Here is a 22,031-nt window from a genome sequence, read left to right on the forward strand (position 1 = left end):
ATATACAGTCTATCCCTTTTTATTATTCATTTCCTTCCATCTTCATGCGATCCCTTTCCTCTGCAGGCGTTCCACCTCTAATCAAAAGAGATAAGATAAGCCCGATAAGCGATAGTGCTGTTGCCACATAGAATGCCATGTTAACACCATGAACCATCTCCATCGGTAAAGCCAGCTCTCCAGTGTTTGGTGCAGTAGTTGTCATGATTGTAACTAAAATCGCTGTTCCAATCGAAGCAGCTACCTGCCTCATTGTGTTTGTCATAGCAGATCCATGTGCCAACAACCGTCTTGGCAATTGATTGAGACCTTGTGTTGTGGCAGGCATCATTATCATAGATATACCAAACATTCGAACTGCAAAAACAATCGTGAGATAGCCGAGCGATGTACTAGGTGTCAAATTCGTATACAAAAAGGATGTTATCGTCAAAAGGGACAAACCAATAATAAGCAGAAGCCTGGCACCAAACCGATCAAATATCCTCCCATTAATCGGAGACATGAAACCCATAATCAATGCGCCCGGCAAGATCATCATTCCCGATTCCAAGGCACTGAACCCCGCCATATTTTGCATGTAGATCGGTAAAATCGTTTCGGAAGCAATTAAACCAATAAAAGTGATCATCCCAATAATGGTTGTCATCGTATAAATTTTGTTTTTAAAAATACGAAATTCCAAGATTGGCTGTTTAAGCTTGAACTGTCGCCGGATAAAAAATGTAAGTGAGATAGCACCAATAATCATTGAAATGATAACAACGGTATCTGTCCATCCATAATTCCCTGCACTGCTGAAGCCATATAACAAACCGCCAAAACCAAGTGTTGAAAGAATGATGGAGAGGAAATCCACTTTTGGAAATGTTCGTTCCGTAATATTTTTCATTACAAAGTAAGATATGATTATGTTTATAACTGCCAGCGGCAACACTAGAAAAAATAAAGATCGCCAGTGATACTGTTCAACCAGCCATCCGGAAATCACAGGACCAAGCGCAGGAGCAAAACCGATCACCAAACCAACCATCCCCATGGCACTGCCTCTTCTTTCAATCGGGAATATGAGGAGAAATATTGTCATCATCAACGGCATCATCACACCCGCACCAGCAGCCTGAATAATACGACCTGTCATTAATACAGCGAAGTTGGGTGAAAATGCACAGACAAGGGTACCTAAAGTGAACGCGCTCATGGCAATCAAAAATAAACGTCTTGTCGTAAATGTATCTATTAAAAATGCTGTGATTGGTATCATAATTCCGTTCACTAACATAAATATAGTTGTCAGCCATTGGGCCGTATTTTCTGTAAGATTCAAATCTTGCATGATATGTGGAATTGCCGTCGCAAGTAATGTTTGATTTAAAATTGCTAGAAATGCTCCTGTTATAAGTACAGCAATAATTGGAGTTTTATTTATATTTTGTATAGCTTCTATTTCTTTATTTTTCAATTGAAATCTCCCTAAAAGTGCGTGTTTAAAAAGGAGGATAAAAAGGACCAAGAAGTTCGAGGCGGTGAAGCTCCTGAGTATCGGAACGTATGCAATTAATACGTGAGAAACGGGCTTGCACAGGAAGTGCTGACTTCTACGTTGCCCACAGGACGTGGGCGGTTTTAGTAGAAGTTCCGCTATCGCCAACGAAGAAATTCGAAGTGTCATTTTTACCGGACTTTTTGAACAACCTCTAAAAAATAACTGTTAAGACTACATTGAATTATATGGAACGAATGGCTTATTGTCTATAGTAAGTTTAGAATTCTTTAAAAATTGGAGTTTAATAAAGAAAAAAAGTAGGAAAGCAATATGATGCTTTCCTACTTCTTCTTAGATACTTTTTAAGCTTCCTGCTCTGTCAATGTTACAGCTTCCTGCTCCGCCTTAACTTTAGATTTTGAAGGTAGCATATGGAATAAAATATTTAATACTATCGCTGTAACACTACCTGCCACAATCCCATTACTAGTTAAAATCTGAACGCCAGATGGCAGTTGGGCAAACAATTCTGGAACAACTGTAACACCAAGCCCCATCCCGACTGAACATGCGATGATCATTGAGTTTTCCGGAGAATCTGTGATCACTGCACTTAGCATTTTTATTCCTTGAGCAATAACCATCCCGAACATGGCAACCATAGCACCACCTAATACTGCAGTAGGAATAATTGTCGTTAATGCAGCAATTTTTGGTATGAAACCTAATGTAATTAGCATTGCAGCTGCAACAACGATTACTCTTCTCGACTTTACTCCTGTCATTTGAATCAGCCCTACGTTTTGTGAGAACGCAGTATATTGAAACGCATTAAATACTCCTCCAAGTAAAATAGCAAGACCTTCTGCACGGTACCCTTTGGTCAAATCTTTCTCGTTTAATTTCTTCTCGGTAATATCACTTAATGCAAAATAAACACCTGTTGATTCAACGAGTGACACCATTGCGACAAGAATCATTGTGATAATTGCAGACCATTCAAATGTAGGTGCACCGAAATAGAACGGCTCAATCATATGAAAGTAAGATGCTTCTGCAACAGCTGAAAAATCTACTTTCCCCATAATTACAGCTGCAATCGTACCAACAAATAAACCAATTAAAATAGAAATAGATTTTACAAATCCAGTTGAGAATCGGTACAATAAAACAATAAATATTAGTGTCCCAAAACCTAAATAAATATTTGCAAGGGAACCAAAGTCGCTTGCACCTTGTCCACCACCCAAATTATTGATGGCTACAGGTATTAATGTAATCCCGATAATTGTTACAACCGTACCTGTTACAACAGGTGGGAAAAATCGAACGAGTTTGCCAAAAATACCACTGATTAACACGATAAATATACCAGAAACAATTATTGCTCCATATATAGCTGAAATCCCATATTGTCCACCAATGGCAATCATTGGACCAACCGCAGTAAAGGTACAACCAAGAACTACTGGAAGTCCAATTCCGAAGAAGCGATTTTCACAACTTGCAGCATGGTTGCAACCCCACACATTAAAATATCAATTGCAACCAAATAGGTTAGTTGCTCTGACGTCAGTCCTAAAGCCGCACCGACAATAAGTGGAACTAATATTGCCCCTGCATACATGGCAAGTACATGTTGTAACCCTAATGCAGCTGTTTTCAAAGTGATACAACCTCCTCTTTAAACGTAACTCTTCCATCTGCTAGAGACTCAATAATTGCCAGTGATTCAACACCGTATCCACGCTTCCGAATCTGATCACTACCCTTTTGGAATCCCTTTTCAATCACAATTCCAACTCCAGCAATTTTTGCACCAGCTTGTTCCGCAATATTTATTAAACCTAATGCTGCCTGCCCATTAGCAAGGAAATCATCCATAAGCAAGACGACATCATTACTCGTAATGAAATCCTTTGACACGGAAATCTCATTCGCTTCTCTCTTAGTGAATGAATACACTTCAGCAGAATAAAGATGGTCCGTTAATGTAAGTGATTTTTTCTTTCTGGCGAAAATAACCGGCACCCCAATTTCTAGTCCTGTCATTGTTGCAGGTGCAATACCTGATGATTCAATGGTTAAAATTTTCGTAATACCTTTATTTGAAAATTTTGTTGCAAACTCTTTTCCAATTTCTTGCATCAACACAGGATCAATTTGATGGTTAAGGAATGAATCAACCTTTAATACGGATTCAGATAATACTTTACCTTCTTCTTGGATCTTCGCTTTTAATAAATCCATTACAATCCCCTTTCAACTAAAAAAATAAAAAAAAGCTCAGGAATCTGCTTCTACCATAACCATGATAGAAGCGAATTCCCGAGCTTAAAGATTCGAAAATAAATAAAAAGATTCCACCTGCTAAACAAGCTTCCCCTCATTCATTCGCTGCTTTTCATAGTCGGTTCATTTACGGTAAACCGGTAGATACTTGCGGGCCATATCCCCGCGATTATATGAAATTCAATATTTGAATGTTTTTAGTATAGCACGCAAATAACCGAAAACAAGCATATTCAAAAAGTAAAATGTTTCTAATAATTAGGATAACTAACCCCTTCCTAACTAGGTTGCCTTCGCAAACGCTTCCTTTATTTATGAATCCCATTCCAGAAATTCAATCCGATTTCCAAAGGGGTCTGATAGATAGAGTCGATTTGCACAAGGCAACAAATCATCCGTTTTAAAGTCAATTTCCATTTTACGTAAATATGTCTTTAGTTCCTCAATATTTTTCACAAGTATTGCAGGATGTGCTTTTTTTGCCGGTGTAAATGGCTCTTCTCCGCCAATGTGAATTGCCACATTACCAGCTTGAAACCATACACCTCCATTTTTCTTAAGTAACTCTGGTTTCTCAATCTCTTGAAAACCGAGTAATTCCTTATAAAAAGCACGTGCTGTCTCTTCCCCTCCAACTGGTGCTGCCAGTTGAATATGGTCGATTGCTTCATAGTGAAAATCCATTTACGGTCCCCTCTTTCGCTATTTACACCTATCATACCTTTCTTTAGTCGCCCAGCATAATACGGAATCATTATCATTCGTTCAAGTTATTACTTATCAAAAGACACAAAAAAGACCAGCCTCCAAGGAAGACTGGTCTATCATTAGCTATGTATACAGGCCACAATTGCCGTATTATGATAAAAAGTTTTAAACCACCACTTCGCAAAGTGGGTGTTCGCAGAAACCTTCCTGTCTTCCACTACATTTTGGCGGCACGACATTCCAATCTCGATGTAAAACTCCCTATTCAATCATTAGAGGTTAAAACTTGATTAAATACGAACATTGTAGCTTGTAAATTTATATTAACCTTTTTAACAAAAAAATTCAATGGTAAATTATAACTATTTTTATTAAAAGACTCTTTCCAGCAACTTTGTGACTGCGGTTACTCGTCCCACTGTTGCCATTTCAAACTCCGAAGTCTCTATAAACTGTAAGATAAGCTTCGGCGACCGCTCTGGGAAATACAATGCGCGCATTCTAAGGCGGCTGGTGAGTCCCTTCATGCTAACGCATTTCAGGGTCTCACCTATGCCTCTCTTCCCGTAGGTGTCTCCGTGTATTTCCCTGAACTGGTTAGAAAGTTGTCCTTGCAATAGCTAAAATAACATCGTATAGATTCACCAGTCCGGGTGTGCGGAGGGCGGTGACTTCTGTTTAGAATAGCACGTGTCCGAAAACCAGAAGAGTGGTTTTCTCTTCGGGGCTGAGGCCGTGCCCTAAGGTGCGCATCCGCCCAAAGCGATCCCGGACGGCCGCATGAGCACGAATTTTTGTAAATAAACATAAACTTATTCGCAGTTTTATCGACTACGAGGAAGTTAAAACAATCTGTGTTGAAAAATCCTTTAAAATAATTGTTCATATACTTCGTTTAGTTCTTTCACTCTGTCATCATTTTGTACATTTTTGGCATAGTCAAGTTCCTGCTCCAATACCATATCCAGATAATCCATTTCCTGACCATCCAAGTCGCTTACAAAGCTTTCTTCATTTGCATAACGACCTGTTTCTATCTTACTTAGGATTTGTTGGCAAACATCGTTCTCAATATAATTGGACAATGATTCACGTAAATATTGTAATGTTTGATCGATGATAATCACCTCTTATGCTATATCTTCGTATTTTTCTTTTTCGCACGTTGTTCAAGCTGGGACTTCGGCCGTTGATCTGCCACATCTTCAGAAAGGCCTTGTGGATTTACACTGGAATTCACTCGCTGTTTACTCCAATTATCATTTTTCTTAGCCAATGGAAAACACCTCCATTGCATAGTCTTTCAAAAAACATTTTTTTTATCCGACTACTGTTTCGTAATAAAAAAATCAGGTTATACAATTCATGATCGAATAGGATTGTCGCTCATTCCGCAGAGCAAATATAATACCAAGCATTTGACATCTAGATTAGATTAAGGCTAATGATAAACTCGCGGCAATTTATTGATTTTGTCTGTTTTCAAAGTCACTTGCAGGTTATTTTCATAATCGACAGAGGCAAAGAAGACTTTGTCCATGTTAGTAATACTCAATTTCTTTAGCATTTCATTTAACCACGATTCATTTAAATTCAAATATTCAAGCACATCTGTATAAAGTTTCCCTTCAACAATAAGCGGATAGGATAGTTCTGGAGGTTTATTGTAAATATTCATATCTTCCTTGGATACTGGTGACTTACTGGGTTTTCTTAACACTGATAAATTTCCATTCGCCTCTATAATTGCCATTTTGACAACACTTGTATCAAATACATCCTTTTGCCGAAGCATCATCAGTACATTATCAATCGAGTACTGTATTTTTTTCATGTTTTCAATTATAAATTTCCCATCACTCATTACAACCGTTGGTTCAAACGTAAGCTTTTTGCCAACACTTCTGTTTCTTATTTTCCATTTTGATATCACTTTTTGTAGAATTCCTATTAGGATAATAGCAACAGCTGTATGAATATGTTCAATATTCGGATCTGCGATATCAGCCCCAACAACCGCCCCAAGTGAAAGGAAAATCAGAAAATCAAAAACGGGAAGCTCACCTATCGAGCGTTTTCCCATAAATAAGGTCACTAGAAGAAGTAATGGTAAAATAGTTATAATTCGAACCAATAAAATTAAAAGCTCTTTTGCGAATTCCACATGTACACCTCCAAGTAAGTTACGTTATTTCTTAGAATGTATCAATATCATAATTACTATGTAACAGGCACTCTAAAATGACGAGGGTGTACTGTAATAAATTTCTCCAAATAAAAAATGCTGTGAGAGTCACAACATTTTTTAGAAAGTTATTTTTTACTCAAATCTGCATACTGATCACGCAAGGAACGTTTCAGCACCTTGCCACTTGGATTCTTCGGCAATTCCTTAGTCAAATCCACATACTTTGGAATTTTAAATTTAGATAATCTTTCCCTACAAAATCCAATGACATCCTCTTCCGTTAGATTAGTCCCATCCTTTAAAACAATAATTGCTGTTACTGCCTCAACCCAATATGCATCCGGAATACTGATTACAGCAACTTCTGAAACACCTTCGAGTTGATAGATGACCTCTTCCACTTCTCGACTTGAAACATTCACTCCACCTGTATTTATCATATCCTTCTTGCGATCAACAATGGTAATATAGCCTTCTTCATCCATAACCCCTAAATCGCCACTGTGGAACCAGCCATTACGGAATGCTTCAGCAGTTTTGTCAGGGTCGTGTAAATAACCTTTCATAGCATGTGGAGAACGATGGACGATTTCTCCTATTTCACCACGTGGAACTTCCTTATCATGCTCATCAAAAATTTTGGACTGAACATTTAAAATCGGAGTACCTGCAGAGCCCAGTTTGGTCAATTGATCTTCGGGCTGCAACACCGTTACAAGCGGTGCGACTTCTGTCTGCCCATAACAGTTCCATAACTTTGCATTTGGCAAACGTTCGGTGAGCTCTTTGATTACTTCCATCGGCATAATTGCTGCACCATAATAGCATTTTTTTAATGATGATATATCCCGTTTATCAAAATCAGGATGGCGAAGCAAAGCAATCCATACGGTCGGTGGGCAAAATAGCTGAGTTGCTTTTTCTTCTTCAATCGTTTTTAGTATCAGTTCCGGAGTGGCTGTTCCTAATATAATCCCGCTGGAACCTACATATATACTAGGTCCTAGAAACACATGAAGCTGTGCGCTGTGATATAGTGGTAGAGCGTGAATTGCCACATCTTTTGAATCCATTTTCGCATCAACAATGGTACTTACATATTCACTTACAATACTCTTATGTGTTAACATAACACCTTTTGGCCTCGATTCCGTTCCGCTCGTATACAATACATGTGCCAAATCATCATCAGCAATTTCAGCATCGACAAAATCACTTGGCTGTCCTTTGCGAACCTTTGACAAAGCTGTCCAGGAAGAAAGATCTCCAACATAATTTGCTGGTACATCCATTAAATAACGGTGCTCAATTTTCAAACTGCTTGCTGCCTGTTCCAGCACTTGTGCATATTCTTCAGATGCAATGAGTCCACTAACTTCGGCATGTTCCAGAATATATCGTATATCTCCAATTGTGAGCATATAATTTATTGGAATCATCACAGCACCAATTCGTGCTAAAGCAAAATTCACGATAACAAAATCCAAGCTGTTCTTAGACATAACAGTTATCATGTTACCTTTTTTCATACCATCATCAAGGAAAGCTTGTGCTGTCTGATTCACTAAAACATCCAACTCCGAATAGGTTACACGTTCATTATTATAAGCAAAAGCAAATTTATTTGGCAGACGATCCTTCGTCCGATCCAACAAATCACCCAACGTATTACGCCTTGCACGTTCAACCATCTTGCTAAGCCCATCATGTACATTTGTATTAGTATTCATATTACCACTCCTCAATACGATTAATGATGATTAACAAGCTGAATATTCATTCTTTTAGTTTATTTCAGATAACTATTAATAGCAAGTACTAAATAATGCCTGTCACCCCCCGAGTTTTGTCGAAAAAAAGACTAAGCATGAATAGCTTAGTCCTAGATTATTTAAAGTATATTTTTCTGTTTCTGCTAGCTGACTTTGTCTTTGGTGCTGTATAGCCGTGTTCATAAATTTTACCTTTTGTAAGATTACATTTCTCTAAAAAAGTATCCATGGAATCAGACGGGTATTCTTCCATCGCCTTCATGAAAACCTTCGCTGCCACTCGAGCATCCTCTAATGCATGATGATGTTCAAATATGATGCCATGATGTGATGCTAATGTATTTAATTTATGATTAGTTAATTTAGGCCATATCCGTTGCGAGATTTTCACTGTGCAAAGATAGTCCATAGATGGGTATGGCAGTTTAAAATAATCTAATGTATGACGGATTACACTCATATCAAAGCTTGCATTATGGGCAACAACGAGATTATTCATTAAATACTTATTAAGTGTTGGCCATAACTCTGCAAATGTAGGCGCATCTGCAACATCATCTTCAGTAATCCCATGAATATATGTATTGTAAGAACGAAACTCCGTAATTGGGTTTATCAAACTATAATATTCATCAATAATTTCATGTTCATTGGCAACAACAAGGCCAACCGCACAAGGGCTATGACGTTTCTCGTTCGCTGTTTCAAAATCGATTGATACGAAATTCATAGTACTCTCTCCTTTTCAGCAAACTCTTCTTCGTTCGATTGAATGCCGAATTATTATTCTATCAAAGCTCTAATTTCATTTTTTTAAAAAACACCTTCCCGTTTTCTTCTCTCCTATGAATTTCACCTATCGATTCCAAATAAATTAATCTTGTTAAAGTGGCCATAAAAGGACTGATAAATGAATAAGCAGTTGATCTATCGTAGATTTCTTCACATAAATCGTTTGCTGTTTTCTCTTGATCATTTACATGTTCCAACAGTTGTTTCAAACGATAATCATGTCTTTCTTTTATTTCCTGAACGCGGTTATCCAAGTTCAAATCATTCTCCCCATGTCCTGTGAGTACAATTTCAGCCGGATAATCCTTTATCTTTGCAAGAGATTGATAGTATTCCTTTAATGGATTTAACTCTTCTCCTGTCCATAACCCGATTACAGGAGAGATATTTTTTAAAATATGATCGCCAACCATCATTACTCTCTTTTCCCGTTGATAGAAACAGTAATGATCAGGGGCATGTCCAGGCGTCCATATGGTTTCATATCGATCATTCCCAAGCTTCAACACATCATTTTCTTCAAAAAAACCATCTGGCTCAAAATCATAAATAAAAGAATCATCTTTCATATGATTTGGAAATTTCGGCCCACCGTGTTTTATTAAAAGTTCCTTTAACTTGATACCCCTAGCGTCTGTTTTACGACCTTTCAGCATTTCCTCATACCCAAGCTTGGCCACAAAAATAGGTACATTAACAGTCTCCTGAAACCATTTTGCAAGACCGATATGATCTTGATGTGTATGTGTTAAAACAACTTTTTCAACTACTATACCTGAATCCAATACTGTTTTCCACGTCTCCAATGCTTCTTTTGAATATAATCCAGTATCAATAACCGTATAACCGGCATCCCCTTTGATAAGATAGCTATTCACTTCACGCATTCCACCTGGAATAAGAATGACCAATTTAAATATATTATCCGTTATCTGAATCAGCATTTTTATTTTCCTCTTTCCATACATCTATACAAAAAGCATGATTTTCAATAAGATTTTATACTGCTTATTTTATCGCTACTAATACTAAATATAAAGTAAACAGTTTCATAACGAGGGAATATTGTATAAATTTTGCTAATGCTTCTCCAAATTTTATGCAATATAAAATTGGTTGTTACCAAGCTATTGGGGTACAGCCTTAGTTCACTTCACTTAGCAGTAAAGAGATAGTTTATACTATTCTTAACGCCAATAGAAGCTAAATTAGACACTCCTTTATACGGACCAAACATAGAAATGTATTTGTCGAATTACAAATATTAAGCGAGACAGAGGGACAGGTCCACTGTTTCGGACTTACAATTCAAAACGAGTGAAAGCGGTGCCTATGCCCCCACCGAAACAATTCCAAAATCACATGATCTTGGTTATTTACATATTATGATTGACTTTTAGTTAAGCTGTTACTCCAACATTGTATTTTAACTTAATATCCTGCTTATTCCACAAGTTATCATGAGTATAAATGTAGCTCCTTGGCTCGTCGATTTACAAAAGACCCCAGGTTAGTATCCGGGTAAACTGATCTTCTTCGGGAAATTCTAATGAACAAGGAGGCGAATTATTATGTCAAAAAAAAACTTAAGTCAGTTTAAAGGACATGTAATGAAAGCTAATGGTTATAATGTAAACAGTGATAACCCGGATCACGTCAAATACGAAGTCGCAAAAGAACAAGGAGTTTCATTAAAAGAAGGATACAACGGACGACTTACCTCCGAGCAAGCGGGTAAAATTGGTGGACCGATTGGTGGTAATATGGTTAAAGAAATGGTTAAAATGGCTCAGGAACAGATGAAAAAGAAATGAACAAAAGGTTATTCTCGTGTAGGAAAATCGGAAGAAATTGCAAAGGTTGCATTGTTTCTTGCATCAGATGATTCCAATTTCTTAAATGGTACTGTTGTGACTGCTAACAGCGGTTGGACTGCAGCATTCTAATAAAAATCATCCATTTTAAATGCCTGTCCCTACTTCCTTTAAACTAGTAGTGGGAACAGGCATTGATTTTTAATAATTGGTATTCTCATTTATAAACTTGGGATTTTTAATCAGCCTATAAAGCTGATATATACTCGCAATCGCAATTACTGAACCAATGGTAACGAAAAAAATTTGAAATTCATTTCGTGCATAAGAATAGATGATGCCTAAAGCAAATAAAACGATAAATATGTGAAAACCGATTTGGAACTTCGTATATCCATCAAATTTATCCAAAATACGCCACCCCCCTAACTTAACTACCTATTTAAATTGTAAAAACGAATCATAATATCGGCAACATTCATAAATTTCAATTTCATATATATACCCGGCTTATCCATTCTAGGTAATTTCAGGCTTATTCCGAATCGGGATGATTAATTACGTGTTTGGCCGTTTCCTTTGATGAAAAATTTACTTGATGTTAATGCCTGTAATCCCATTGGTCCTCTGGCATGCAATTTCTGGGTGCTGATTCCGATTTCAGCTCCATAGCCAAATTCGAAGCCATCGGTAAATCTTGTTGATGCATTATGATATACTGCAGCTGCATCCACATGCTGCAAAAACATTTCGGCATTTTTTACATTTTCCGTAATAATTGCTTCGGAATGCCTTGTTCCATATTTATTAATATGCTGGATCGCCTCACCAACATCATCAATAATCTTTACGCTTGCTGTCAAATCAAGATATTCTTTTTGCCAATCCTCTTCCATTGCTTCTTTTATATCTGGATCAGCTACTCTTGCCTGCTGATCTCCATAAATTTCTACACCACTTTTCTGTAAGCTTTCAAGGAGCCCTTTCCCATGTTTTTCAAACCATTTCGAATGAATTAAAATGGATTCAATTGCATTGCAAACAGATGGACGCTGTAACTTGGCATTCAATACAATTTGTTGAGCCATCTCTTGTTCTGCTGTTTCATCAATATAAACATGACAATTACCTGCACCTGTTTCAATAACAGGTACCGTCGCTTCTCTGACAACTGTTTCAATCAGATTTTTCCCACCTCTAGGAATCAATACATCCAAATAGTCATTTAATCGGAATAACTCTTTGGCGGTATCTCTGCTTGTATCCTCTATTAATTGTACCGCATGAACAGGCAGATCACTCTTGGCCAATGCACGGTGGATGGAAGAAACGAGCGCAATATTGGAGTTCCTCGCCGAAGAACTACCTCTTAAAATAACTGCATTTCCAGTTTTTAATGTAAGTGCAGCTGCATCAACAGTCACATTCGGTCTTGCTTCATAAATCATTCCGACAACACCGATTGGTACGCGTTTTTTCTGAATATGAAGTCCGTTTTCCTTCTCAATCGTTTCTAGAATTTCGCCAATTGGATCTTTAAGTTCTGTCACCTGACCAATGGCCTCAGCAATACCCTCAATTCTATCCTCGCTAAGCATAATTCGATCCAATACGGACTGTGACAGCCCCTTCGTTTTACCTGCTTCAATATCTTTCTTATTTTCATGGAGAATGGATTCCTTATCGATGATTAGTTGCTCAGCAATTAAGTGTAATGCTGCATTTTTCTCCTCTGTCGTTGCACCTGTCATAAGATAACTTGCAACTTTTGCATGCTTGCCTTTCTCAAAGACTTCCCCCATTATAATTCCTCCCCTATTTTCTTCTTTGCTCCGACCCAACCATCACGGTGGATCACCTCTATAGATGATAATTTATCTTTTTCACTCTCGATTACCTTTTTCAAATCATCGGATGTACAGCTAACCTGACCTTTTCCAAGCAATTCATTTCCACCATATACTTTCACGACATCCCCTCGCCTGAAGGTCCCTTGCACACTACTTACACCTGGTGAAAGCAGACTGCTGCCGCGATATAAAATAGCCTTTTCAGCACCACCGTCAACATATATTTTCCCCATGGATTCCGAGTGGAGCGCAATCCACTGTCTTCTCGTATTGATAGAAGCGTTCGGATGACTGGAAATATATGTCCCATCGCCCGCGCCTTCTAAAACCCTGAGCAACTTATCATTCCCAATCCCGTGTCCAATAAAGACAGGTATTCCAAGCGATGTTGCTGTTTCAGCAGCCATCAGTTTTGATTTCATTCCACCAGTACCTACCTTAGAACCGTTCGTATCTGCACCACTAATCATTTCGTCCGTAATCGAATCAAGAATATCATATTTGACAGCAGTTGGATTCGTTCTCGGATTCCCACTATAAATTCCATTAATATCTGTTAAAATTATCAGCTGATCTGCATGGATAAAGCCACTGACCAATGCAGATAACATATCATTATCACCAAACGTCAATTCCTCAACTGAAACAGTATCATTTTCATTAATAATTGGTAAAATTCCCCGTTCCAAAAGTTCGTTAATCGTTGCATAAGCATTTCGATAACGCTCCTGGTTCGAAAAATCCCCTCTCGTTAACAGTAACTGTGCTGAGGTAATCTTATACTCGTTAAATTTTTCAATATAGGACTGGATCAATAGACTTTGTCCTACAGCCGCTGCTGCTTGCTTTCCTTTTAGTGTAACTGGTCTGGAAGAGTAACCAAGTCGTGCAAAACCTGCTGCAACAGCACCTGATGATACAAGAATTACTTCATGGTTAGCATTACGAAGCGCAGCCAATGCATGAACGTGTTCATCCAGTTTCTGCTGGTCGATTGCACCCTTATCATTTGTTAGAGAACTGCTTCCAATTTTGACTACGATTCGCTTTTTACTCATTATAAACTACCCCTAATTAATTATTTATACAAAAAAAAGCTCAATCATCCCAATATTATAAGGACGAAAGAGCAAGCTTTCGCGGTACCACCATTACTTGAATGTATGCACATTCCGCTTATTCCATAACGCTGGAGCCGTGCCCATCTATGGGACTCTGAAGGCAGGTTCTGCAGGGCGAATATGACGGAATCTTCCAGCTGATAAATCCCGCTCTCTTTCATCTCACTAGCCACATACTAATCCTTCATTAACGTTCGATAATAGTATTGATTTTATTATGGATACTAAAATCGTTTATGTCAATAGATAAATATACAAAAAATTAAAATTTCGGTAATAACTTCTACATGGGCTTATCTATTTCCGCATTTAAAAAGGCTCTTTCCTTAAACTTTTGGACTGCTGTTACTCATCCCTCGAAAAGAATTTGGACTCCGCACTGCTCGACCCATCGAAAAAATTTGGTGCTATTTAAAGTTTCTTATTTCTACATACTGAGAAGATAACTATAAGTATGTGCTTTTCAGTCGCCCGCGGAAAAGCGTAGTATATTTCCCAGAGCGGTCGCCGAAGAGACTTACCTTAATTCATAGTTTATCTCTACTACAAAGTTGATAACAACAATCTATGCAAAAAAGGCATTAAAAAAGAGGCTGCTTAATAAAATTAAGTCAGCCTCTTTATATGCGTTTTATAATTGTGGCGCAGGATCATGTGGTTCACATCACATGTGTTGCGTTATCCTTCCGTCTTACACAAATCAGCTCATCGCTTGATAAGTATAACATTATTTTTCTCCCATTACTAGAACTATTTTTACCGCAATCCATATCTTTGATTATAAACTTTCCCTCCATATATAATGGGATAAAAAAGGGGACGGATAAGATGTGCTTAATAAATTTTCAACTTCATGATCATGCTAACTATAAATTAGTCATCGCAGCAAATCGGGATGAGTTCTACGAGCGACCTACTGCACAAGCGCAATTTTGGGAGGATAAACCAACTATTATGGCTGGCAGAGATCTTATGTTTTTGGGCACATGGCTCGGAATAACGAAGAGTGGACGTTTTGCCGCCTTGACGAATTATCGTGATCCAACGATGGAAGGGCAAATGAAGAATTCCCGCGGTGAGATTGTTACGAACTATTTGACAAGTAATCAGACGCCCGAAGTATTTTTGAAAACACTAAGTGCAGATCGAAACAATTATGCTGGATTTAATGTGATTGTCGGGGATTCTGACCAGCTATTTTATTATAATAACATTCAAGATGACATTTCCCTAATCAGTTCAGGCACACATGCGCTCAGCAATCATTTCCTTGACACACCATGGCCAAAAGTAGTTAAAGGCAGAAGGTGGTTAGAGGAATACCTACAACAAAATAGGGATGTTAATACCGATAAACTTTTTGAAATCGTATCTAACGCGGAAATGGCGAACGATAAATATTTGCCCGATACAGGTGTAGGGGTTGAACTGGAACGCAAGCTATCCCCATTATTCATCCGAACACCTGATTATGGGACACGTTCTTCTACCGTACTATTGGTCGACAAAAATAATCAAGTTACTTTTGTCGAGCGTACGTACAACAAAGGAATCTTCCAAAAAGAAAATCATTATGATTTTGAGCTAACAAAAGATTAACCTTCTATATGTTGGGGTAATTTAACTTATAAGCGAGTGTTCAAAAAGGTGGTTAAAAAGGACCGAGAAATCCGATTTATTTTTTATCGGACTTTTTAAACACCACTTTAAAACATACTTATATCTATCATCCAATTTCCTTTTCACATTATGTTCATTTCAAAGTTGATAATTCGCCATAAATAAATTACATTTCAGCAATGTATCAGGTTATAATTTAACTATGTGCATTGTTTAACAAGCATTTAATGGTGTTCAAGAATATACATCTATGTATGCTCACTAATACACTTGGTTTATAAAGGAGGATGATTGACATTGTTATTTGACGATCCGGTATTTGCCAGTAGATTATTAACGCTGCTAACCCTCTCATTTCACATTATTTATGCAACTATTGGGGTTGGAGTTCCACTCATGATAATGATTGCACAGTGGATTGGAATTAAAAAGAATGATATGCATTATATAATGATGGCAAGAAGATGGGCCAAAGGGTTTGTTGTAACAGTTGCAGTTGGTGTTGTTACCGGTACGATTATTGGATTGCAGCTTTCGTTGTTATGGCCTAATTTTATGGAACTTGCCGGTAATATTATTGCCCTACCTTTATTTATGGAAGTATTTGCTTTCTTCTTTGAAGCTATTTTCCTAGGGATTTATTTATATACATGGGATCGCTTTGAGAATCCAAAAAAGCATTTTCTATTATTAGTTCCTGTAGCTCTCGGTGGAGGTATGTCCGCTGTCTTTATTACGATAGTGAATTCTTTTATGAATTCACCTGCAGGATTCGATATTGTCGGTGGGCAGCTTGTGAATGCCAATCCGCTTTTAGCGATGTTCACACCAGCTATGCCAACAAAAGTGACACATGTCCTTGCTACAGCATATATGACAATAGCATTTATGCTCGCAGCGATTGCAGCATTCAAGTTAATTAAAGGTTCAAATCATGTGTACCATAAAAAAGCATTGTATATGACAATGAAGATTGGACTTGTCTTTGCTATAGCTACTGCCTTACTTGGTGATCTATCCGGTAAATACTTAGCAGAGTATCAGCCAGAAAAGCTTGCGGCAGCTGAGTGGCATTTTGAAACAGAAGAAGGTGCACCATTGCTCATGTATGGTGTATTGGATGAGAATCAAGAAGTGAAATATGCAATTCGTGTTCCATTTGCATTGAGTATTCTCGCACATGGTAATCCAACTTCTGAAGTTATCGGTTTGGATCAATTCGCGGAAGAAGAACAACCTCCTCTAGTCATCCATTACTACTTTGATTTGATGGTAACCATCGGAATGTTTATGATTTTATTAGCACTTGTTTATTGGATAGGTATCAAACGAGCATGGCCTTTTGTCAAATCAACTTGGTATCGTTGGCTGATTGTACTTGGTGGTCCATTATCCTTCCTGGCGATTGAATCTGGTTGGTGGCTTGCCGAAGTTGGGCGTCAACCTTGGATTTTGCGAGGAATAATGACCGTTGATCAGGGGGCAACAACAAGTGATTATGTAGGACATATGTTTATTCTTTTTGCAGGGCTTTACCTTGTTCTCGGGATTGGTACAGTTGTTGTACTCAAACGTATCTTCAAGAATGATCCGTTAGAGAAAGATCTTGAAAAAATGCAAGGCGGTGACCCTTCATGAGTTTAGAAATTCTTGGTATCGTTGTTCTTTGGTTATTCCTATTCGGGTATGTAATTGTTGGTTCCATTGATTATGGTGCAGGTTTTTTTAATGCCCATAGTATTATCACAGGCAAACAGCATATTCTGTCCAATATTATCAGCCGTTACCTTTCCCCTGTATGGGAAGTCACAAATGTATTTTTTGTTTTCTTTTTCGTTGGAATTGTCGGGTTCTTCCCACAAACGGCATATTACTTCGGTACAATCCTTCTTCTTCCGGGAAGTATTGCCCTAATATTGCTGGCCATCCGTGGTTCCTATTATGCTTTTGAATCGTATGGAAATAAAGGACATAGGGGATATGCATTTATGTATGGTCTGTCTGGATTATTGATTCCAGCCTCTTTATCCATTGTTTTGACGATTTCAGAAGGTGGATTTGTATCCATCGTAGACGGGAATCCCGTGCTTGACTATAAAGCATTATTCACAAGTCCGTTAACATGGTCGATTGTCGTTCTTAGTATTGCAGCTGTACTCTATATTTCTGCCGTGTTCCTCACCTGGTATGCAAATAAAACCGGTGATGTAACAGCGACAGATTTGATGCGTAAGTATGCGATAGGATGGTCTATACCACTTATCATTGCGGCAAGCGGCATTATATTTGAATTGAAATTCCATAATGAAGAGCACTTTTCCAGAATTATCGACCTATGGTGGATGTTTGGATTATCATTCTTATTATGGTTAGGAACCGTATGGCTTCTCTGGAAACGAAGAAGTTACGGGGTTGCCTTCGTCTTACTCGCAGGACAATTCGCTCTTGCATTTTTCGCATATGGTATTTCACATTATCCATATTTGCTTTATCCATTCTTGACAATACATGAAGGATTTACCAATAGAGCAATGGCAATTTCACTTGTCGTCGTATTTATACTGGGGATGGCTCTCCTAATTCCTTCATTATATTTATTATTGAAGCTGTTTCTGTTCGATAAGGATTATGTACAGGGTATTAAAAATAAAAAGGAGTGATCTGTTTGTTCAACGACTTTCTAATCTTTGTTGCTCCCTTTCTCATCATTATCGTTGCTATCGCACTCGCATTCCTTGTAGCTGGTAAGGATGACTTAATAAATAAGCAAGATTAAATTAAAAAAGGCAGTCTGAAGGGTGATTAACCCTTTAGACTGCCTTTTTGTTTCATTCGGCGTAATACAGTTCAAATCACTGACCCATAAATACACTCTGCTCAATTTCCTTCATTTGATAAAAATAACCTTTACCATTCATCAATTCCTCATATGTTCCAGATTCTACAATTAAACCCTGTTCTATTACAATAATCTGATCCATTTTTTCAAGCCCTGTCAGACGGTGACTAATAAGAATCATTGTGTCTTCCTTTGCAATATTAAAAAGACTTTCGTACAGTTGTGACTCTGTTAATGCGTCAACGGATGAGGTTGGTTCATCGAGTAACCAGAATGGCGCCTTCCGTAACATTGCCCTAGCAATTGCCAATCGTTGCTTTTCACCACCTGAAAGGTTCTCCCCTTTTTCCAGTACTTGAGCATCTAATGTTAGATGGTCAAGCTGTACTTTACGAAGCACATTTTCCATCTCCACATTACTCAATCCATCCTTGGCAAGCTCCAGATTTTCTTTAATCGTACCATAGAAAAAATGATTATATTGCAAAACGACATTGGAATTTCCCCAGATGCTCTCCTGTGATAATCGCGATGTCGATTGATGATTATAGTGGATATCTCCATCATTTATGTCATACATTTTCAGAAGCAATTGCATGATGGTCGACTTTCCAGAGCCACTCGGGCCGACAATTGCCGTTTTCGTTCCTGCTGGTAGTCGAAAGGATATATCTTTTAGCGTATGACGTGTTTCACCTGGAAAGGAAAAGTTAACATGTTGAAATTCAATGGAGGGTGCAATCCCCTGCTTTATTGTTTCGACATTATTTTGCGCTTGCTGGTATTCCTCATCATTTACGACCGTATCCAATCTAACTGCAGCTTGTCTGCTATCCTGTAGATGACTAGGATATGCTGCCATTGCTGTCGTATTTTCAAAGACTGTCAACGACACCATCACAAGCATTGCAAGAAATATTCCATCCAACTCGCCGACTGTAACCAAGTAAGCACCAACTGCCAGAACTGTTACCGAAATAAAAAGGGATACAAATGTGTTTACCGATTCACTGAACAATTGATGAATACTTTCCCTTTCCTGTTCTTCCAGGTAATTATTCGATGATTGCAATAAATCTTTTTCTTTGTTATTTACTTGCTGATAAATTTTTAAATCGCGGAAGCCATATAAAAACTCGGTAACATCTGTTGATAATTGCCCCCTTCTCTCTCTTACCTTTTGATCGACTTTTCGCTGCCTTAGTCCAAAAAGCGCCGGTACAATAAATGTCGTCAAGAGCAGACCGATAAATATAATTACTGCAGCTTCAACAGAAAAGAAGGCTGTGAAAAATATTGTTACTAGAAATACAAGTACAATAACGATCGGCGGATAAAACACGCGTAGGAAGTAATTTTGTAATGTCTCTACATCTCCAACGATTCTCGATAGCAAATCACCACTACGATATTTCCCGAAAATAGTTGGTGCAAGTGGTTCAAGCTTTTCATAAAAAGATACACGCAAATTACTTAACATTGTAAACGTTCCACGGTGGGAATAATATCGCTCCCCATATCTACTTAATGCTGAAATGATTCCAAGCATTTTTACTACAGCAACAAGAACCATTAAGGTATAAATTGGTGGCACAAGTGCTGCCTGGGATATTAAATACCCACTTGATGAAAAGAGGCCGATAGCAGTTATTCCAGCAATAAATCCACAGATAATGGAAAGAACAATATCCTTCTTTTCTTTTAACAAAACAAGAATTACCGATCTTAAACCTTTCATAGTGCCGCCCCCCCTTGCTGTACATTTACCATATTACGATATGTTTCACTTGTTTTTAATAAATCGGCATGTGGGCCTTTTGCAATAAGTTTTCCATCATCAAGCAAAAGGATTTTATCAGCGTTTTTAATTGTGTGCAGTCTGTGTGCGACGGTAATGATTGTCGAGTGCTTCCCAAGTTCTTTTATCGATGTTTGAAGGATTTGTTCGGTTTGCAAATCAAGTCCGGTTGTTGGCTCATCGAAGAGAATGATAGACGGGCGTGTTAAAAAGGCCCTTGCAATAGCAATCCGCTGTTTTTCTCCTCCAGAGAGCCCTCTTCCAGCTTCCCCAATTGGTGTATCATATCCTTTTTCAAGTGAATCAATAAGTGTAGCTATACCTGCCTTTTTAGCTGCATTAATAATTTCCTCACGGGATGTTCTTTCTTTTGATCCAATTGCAATGTTATCAGCGATTGTTCCAGAAAAAAGATACGGGTCTTGAGAAATATAACTTAAGTTATCAAACCAGGATTTTTCGCTTAATTGCGGTCGTAGTTTTCCATTTATTTTCAGTTCGCCTTCTGTAAGTGCTACAAGACCAGCTATCATATTCAGCAGTGTCGATTTTCCGGAACCAGTTTTACCTATAATGGCAACCTGTTCATATGGCTGAATCATTAAATTAATATCCTTCAGGGAAAAAGTATCCGAACCATAGCTAAACCCGGCATGATTAAGTTCAATGACTGGGGCTTCCTGATGCGGTAACTCTTCTTCTCCCCATTCTATCGTTTGTCCCATTTCAGCCAACTCATCTTCCAGTTTCTTTGCAGCTCCCATACTTGTTCTGCCGGTATGAAAGGCACTGCCCAAGTCTTTTAATTTTGTATAAAATTCTGGAGCAAGAATCAGCATTAAGAAACCGGTAAAGAATGTAACATCCTGAAAGATAATCATACGGATGGCAACTTCCAGTGCAACCAGACCGATACTTAACATCGATATAAATTCGAGTGCCAACGAATTAGAGAATGCTACTTTCAATACCTCCATCGTAGCATCACGGAAATCCAAACTGCTTTTCTTAATTTTTTCCTTCTGTTGCTCGGAGCGCCCGAACAATTTAAGTGTCGTCAAGCCCTGCAATGTATCAAGAAAAGTTCCCGAAAAAGCAGCCATCTTATCAAGCTGTTCTTCCGATTTATCTTTTGTGTTGAACCCAATGATCATCATAAAGATTGGGATAAATGGTGCCGTGATTAATATGATGACTCCTGTTGTCCAATGTTCCATAAAAATGACAGCGAGAAGCATGATTGGAATGATGGACGATTGGATGACTTGCGGTATATAGCTGCTAAAATAGCTGTCAATCTCATCCACCGTATCCATCATTATGCTCACCTTCTGACCTGATTGCCCTTCTAGTGAAGCTTGTAATGGGTTATTCGAAAATTTATTTAAAAGGGTTTTTCTTAGTTTCCCTTTAACAGTAGAAGCCATCTTAATCCCTGTTCTCCCACTCAAAAAATTGAATAGTGTTCGAGTCAAAAGAACTGCCAGCAATCCGACAGCAATGGGCATTATTTCAGTAAAGGAATAACCCTTTAGAAAAATACGATCAACGATAATAACAAATAGATAACCTTGTCCGATTATTGCTAGACCAGATAATATAGCTAAAATGATCAAAAGAACCAATTTGCTTTTCTGTTCCATCATCATTTCCTTAAGCTTGTTCAATATTGTACCTCCTATATGAAAACAGGTTAGTGAACCCCTTCACATAATTATACATGATTATAATCATTGAAGTAAATGCAGGCT

19 protein-coding genes, 1 other RNA gene, 2 pseudogenes and 1 riboswitch are annotated in these 22,031 nt (G+C 38.0%); of the genes and pseudogenes, 6 read left to right on the forward strand and 16 right to left on the reverse strand.

Going from position 1 to position 22,031, the window contains the following annotated elements; genetic code table 11:
* Positions 1–22: 22 nt before the first annotated feature.
* From BV906_RS10230 to BV906_RS10280, 11 genes and pseudogenes are all read right to left on the reverse strand, one after another.
* A complete protein-coding gene (locus BV906_RS10230; RefSeq protein WP_245844031.1) occupies positions 23–1,462 on the reverse strand; it encodes a DHA2 family efflux MFS transporter permease subunit in 1,440 nt (479 codons plus the stop codon).
* Positions 1,463–1,848: 386 nt separating this feature from the next.
* A pseudogene (locus BV906_RS10235) lies at positions 1,849–3,152 on the reverse strand (nucleobase:cation symporter-2 family protein).
* Complete coding sequence (locus BV906_RS10240; protein WP_087973422.1) at positions 3,149–3,736, reverse strand: xanthine phosphoribosyltransferase; 588 nt, start codon at positions 3,734–3,736, stop codon at positions 3,149–3,151. The pseudogene BV906_RS10235 and the gene BV906_RS10240 overlap by 4 nt, the downstream one beginning before the upstream one ends.
* A 137-nt stretch (positions 3,737–3,873) precedes the next feature.
* Positions 3,874–3,975, reverse strand: a riboswitch (purine riboswitch).
* Positions 3,976–4,090: 115 nt separating this feature from the next.
* Entirely contained in the window at positions 4,091–4,462 is a 372-nt protein-coding gene (locus BV906_RS10245) for a VOC family protein (RefSeq protein ID WP_087973423.1), read from the reverse strand.
* Positions 4,463–4,615: 153 nt separating this feature from the next.
* A non-coding RNA gene (gene ssrS, locus BV906_RS10250) (6S RNA) lies at positions 4,616–4,801 on the reverse strand.
* Positions 4,802–5,355: 554 nt separating this feature from the next.
* Positions 5,356–5,613 carry a sigma-G-dependent sporulation-specific acid-soluble spore protein CsgA gene (locus tag BV906_RS10255; protein ID WP_425435189.1) on the reverse strand — a complete coding sequence of 86 codons (258 nt, stop codon included), beginning with the start codon at positions 5,611–5,613 and terminating at the stop codon, positions 5,356–5,358.
* A gap of 8 nt (positions 5,614–5,621) precedes the next feature.
* Positions 5,622–5,762: a small, acid-soluble spore protein L gene (gene sspL / locus BV906_RS10260; RefSeq protein WP_087973424.1), complete on the reverse strand. Its 141-nt coding sequence runs from the start codon at positions 5,760–5,762 to the stop codon at positions 5,622–5,624.
* A gap of 165 nt (positions 5,763–5,927) precedes the next feature.
* On the reverse strand, positions 5,928–6,650 hold the full coding sequence (locus BV906_RS10265; RefSeq protein ID WP_140321980.1) for a DUF421 domain-containing protein: 723 nt from the start codon (positions 6,648–6,650) through the stop codon (positions 5,928–5,930).
* A 149-nt stretch (positions 6,651–6,799) separates the two neighbouring features.
* Complete coding sequence (locus tag BV906_RS10270; protein WP_245844037.1) at positions 6,800–8,404, reverse strand: fatty acyl-CoA synthetase; 1,605 nt, start codon at positions 8,402–8,404, stop codon at positions 6,800–6,802.
* A 157-nt stretch (positions 8,405–8,561) separates the two neighbouring features.
* Positions 8,562–9,176, reverse strand: a complete 615-nt coding sequence (locus tag BV906_RS10275) for a 3'-5' exonuclease (RefSeq protein WP_087973425.1) — start codon at positions 9,174–9,176, stop codon at positions 8,562–8,564.
* 61 nt (positions 9,177–9,237) lie between these two features.
* The gene (locus tag BV906_RS10280) at positions 9,238–10,182 is read right to left on the reverse strand and encodes an MBL fold metallo-hydrolase (protein WP_087973426.1); all 945 of its coding nucleotides are present in this window, start codon (positions 10,180–10,182) and stop codon (positions 9,238–9,240) included.
* Between the two features lie 627 nt (positions 10,183–10,809).
* On the opposite strand from BV906_RS10280, the gene BV906_RS10285 reads away from it, so the two are divergent.
* Both BV906_RS10285 and BV906_RS10290 read left to right on the forward strand, forming a co-directional pair.
* The gene (locus tag BV906_RS10285) at positions 10,810–11,052 is read left to right on the forward strand and encodes an alpha/beta-type small acid-soluble spore protein (protein WP_087973427.1); all 243 of its coding nucleotides are present in this window, start codon (positions 10,810–10,812) and stop codon (positions 11,050–11,052) included.
* A gap of 15 nt (positions 11,053–11,067) precedes the next feature.
* Positions 11,068–11,184 (forward strand): annotated as a pseudogene (locus BV906_RS10290) (SDR family oxidoreductase); the annotation flags it as partial.
* A 69-nt stretch (positions 11,185–11,253) separates the two neighbouring features.
* On the opposite strand, the gene BV906_RS10295 reads toward BV906_RS10290, so the two are convergent.
* The 3 genes from BV906_RS10295 to proB form a co-directional block, all read right to left on the reverse strand.
* Positions 11,254–11,463 (reverse strand): hypothetical protein, encoded by a 210-nt coding sequence (locus BV906_RS10295; protein ID WP_087973428.1) that lies wholly within the window; start codon positions 11,461–11,463, stop codon positions 11,254–11,256.
* Between the two features lie 143 nt (positions 11,464–11,606).
* The gene (locus tag BV906_RS10300; protein WP_087973429.1) at positions 11,607–12,854 is read right to left on the reverse strand and encodes a glutamate-5-semialdehyde dehydrogenase; all 1,248 of its coding nucleotides are present in this window, start codon (positions 12,852–12,854) and stop codon (positions 11,607–11,609) included.
* A complete protein-coding gene (gene proB, locus BV906_RS10305) occupies positions 12,854–13,960 on the reverse strand; it encodes a glutamate 5-kinase (protein ID WP_176330311.1) in 1,107 nt (368 codons plus the stop codon). Before proB ends, BV906_RS10300 begins: the two co-directional genes overlap by 1 nt.
* Positions 13,961–14,851: 891 nt before the next feature.
* Between proB and BV906_RS10310 the strand changes: the two genes are divergently transcribed.
* The 4 genes from BV906_RS10310 (at position 14,852) to cydS (ending at position 18,419) form a co-directional block, all read left to right on the forward strand.
* Positions 14,852–15,622: an NRDE family protein gene (locus BV906_RS10310; protein ID WP_087973431.1), complete on the forward strand. Its 771-nt coding sequence runs from the start codon at positions 14,852–14,854 to the stop codon at positions 15,620–15,622.
* Between the two features lie 318 nt (positions 15,623–15,940).
* A complete protein-coding gene (locus BV906_RS10315) occupies positions 15,941–17,281 on the forward strand; it encodes a cytochrome ubiquinol oxidase subunit I (protein ID WP_087973432.1) in 1,341 nt (446 codons plus the stop codon).
* Positions 17,278–18,303 carry a cytochrome d ubiquinol oxidase subunit II gene (locus BV906_RS10320; RefSeq protein ID WP_087973433.1) on the forward strand — a complete coding sequence of 342 codons (1,026 nt, stop codon included), beginning with the start codon at positions 17,278–17,280 and terminating at the stop codon, positions 18,301–18,303. Before BV906_RS10315 ends, BV906_RS10320 begins: the two co-directional genes overlap by 4 nt.
* A gap of 5 nt (positions 18,304–18,308) precedes the next feature.
* A complete protein-coding gene (gene cydS, locus BV906_RS20255) occupies positions 18,309–18,419 on the forward strand; it encodes a cytochrome bd oxidase small subunit CydS family protein (protein WP_425435190.1) in 111 nt (36 codons plus the stop codon).
* Between the two features lie 76 nt (positions 18,420–18,495).
* Here the strand turns inward: cydS and cydC are convergent, their stop codons facing one another.
* Both cydC and cydD read right to left on the reverse strand, forming a co-directional pair.
* On the reverse strand, positions 18,496–20,220 hold the full coding sequence (gene cydC / locus BV906_RS10325; protein ID WP_087973434.1) for a thiol reductant ABC exporter subunit CydC: 1,725 nt from the start codon (positions 20,218–20,220) through the stop codon (positions 18,496–18,498).
* Positions 20,217–21,947, reverse strand: coding sequence for a thiol reductant ABC exporter subunit CydD (cydD, locus tag BV906_RS10330; RefSeq protein WP_087973435.1), 1,731 nt, complete (start codon positions 21,945–21,947; stop codon positions 20,217–20,219). Before cydD ends, cydC begins: the two co-directional genes overlap by 4 nt.
* Positions 21,948–22,031 lie beyond the last annotated feature (84 nt).

The organism is Oceanobacillus rekensis (assembly GCF_002153375.1).
GTDB classification, from domain to species: domain Bacteria; phylum Bacillota; class Bacilli; order Bacillales; family Amphibacillaceae; genus Oceanobacillus; species Oceanobacillus rekensis.

Coding starts and splice junctions, on each gene's coding strand:
- BV906_RS10280 (WP_087973426.1), bottom strand. CDS start 10,182: ATGCTGATTCAGATAACGGATAATATATTTAAATTGGTCATTCTTATT.
- BV906_RS10320 (WP_087973433.1), top strand. CDS start 17,278: ATGAGTTTAGAAATTCTTGGTATCGTTGTTCTTTGGTTATTCCTATTC.
- cydC (WP_087973434.1), bottom strand. CDS start 20,220: ATGAAAGGTTTAAGATCGGTAATTCTTGTTTTGTTAAAAGAAAAGAAG.
- proB (WP_176330311.1), bottom strand. CDS start 13,960: ATGAGTAAAAAGCGAATCGTAGTCAAAATTGGAAGCAGTTCTCTAACA.
- BV906_RS10275 (WP_087973425.1), bottom strand. CDS start 9,176: ATGAATTTCGTATCAATCGATTTTGAAACAGCGAACGAGAAACGTCAT.
- BV906_RS10285 (WP_087973427.1), top strand. CDS start 10,810: ATGTCAAAAAAAAACTTAAGTCAGTTTAAAGGACATGTAATGAAAGCT.
- BV906_RS10300 (WP_087973429.1), bottom strand. CDS start 12,854: ATGGGGGAAGTCTTTGAGAAAGGCAAGCATGCAAAAGTTGCAAGTTAT.
- BV906_RS10310 (WP_087973431.1), top strand. CDS start 14,852: ATGTGCTTAATAAATTTTCAACTTCATGATCATGCTAACTATAAATTA.
- BV906_RS10245 (WP_087973423.1), bottom strand. CDS start 4,462: ATGGATTTTCACTATGAAGCAATCGACCATATTCAACTGGCAGCACCA.
- BV906_RS10240 (WP_087973422.1), bottom strand. CDS start 3,736: ATGGATTTATTAAAAGCGAAGATCCAAGAAGAAGGTAAAGTATTATCT.
- BV906_RS10270 (WP_245844037.1), bottom strand. CDS start 8,404: ATGAATACTAATACAAATGTACATGATGGGCTTAGCAAGATGGTTGAA.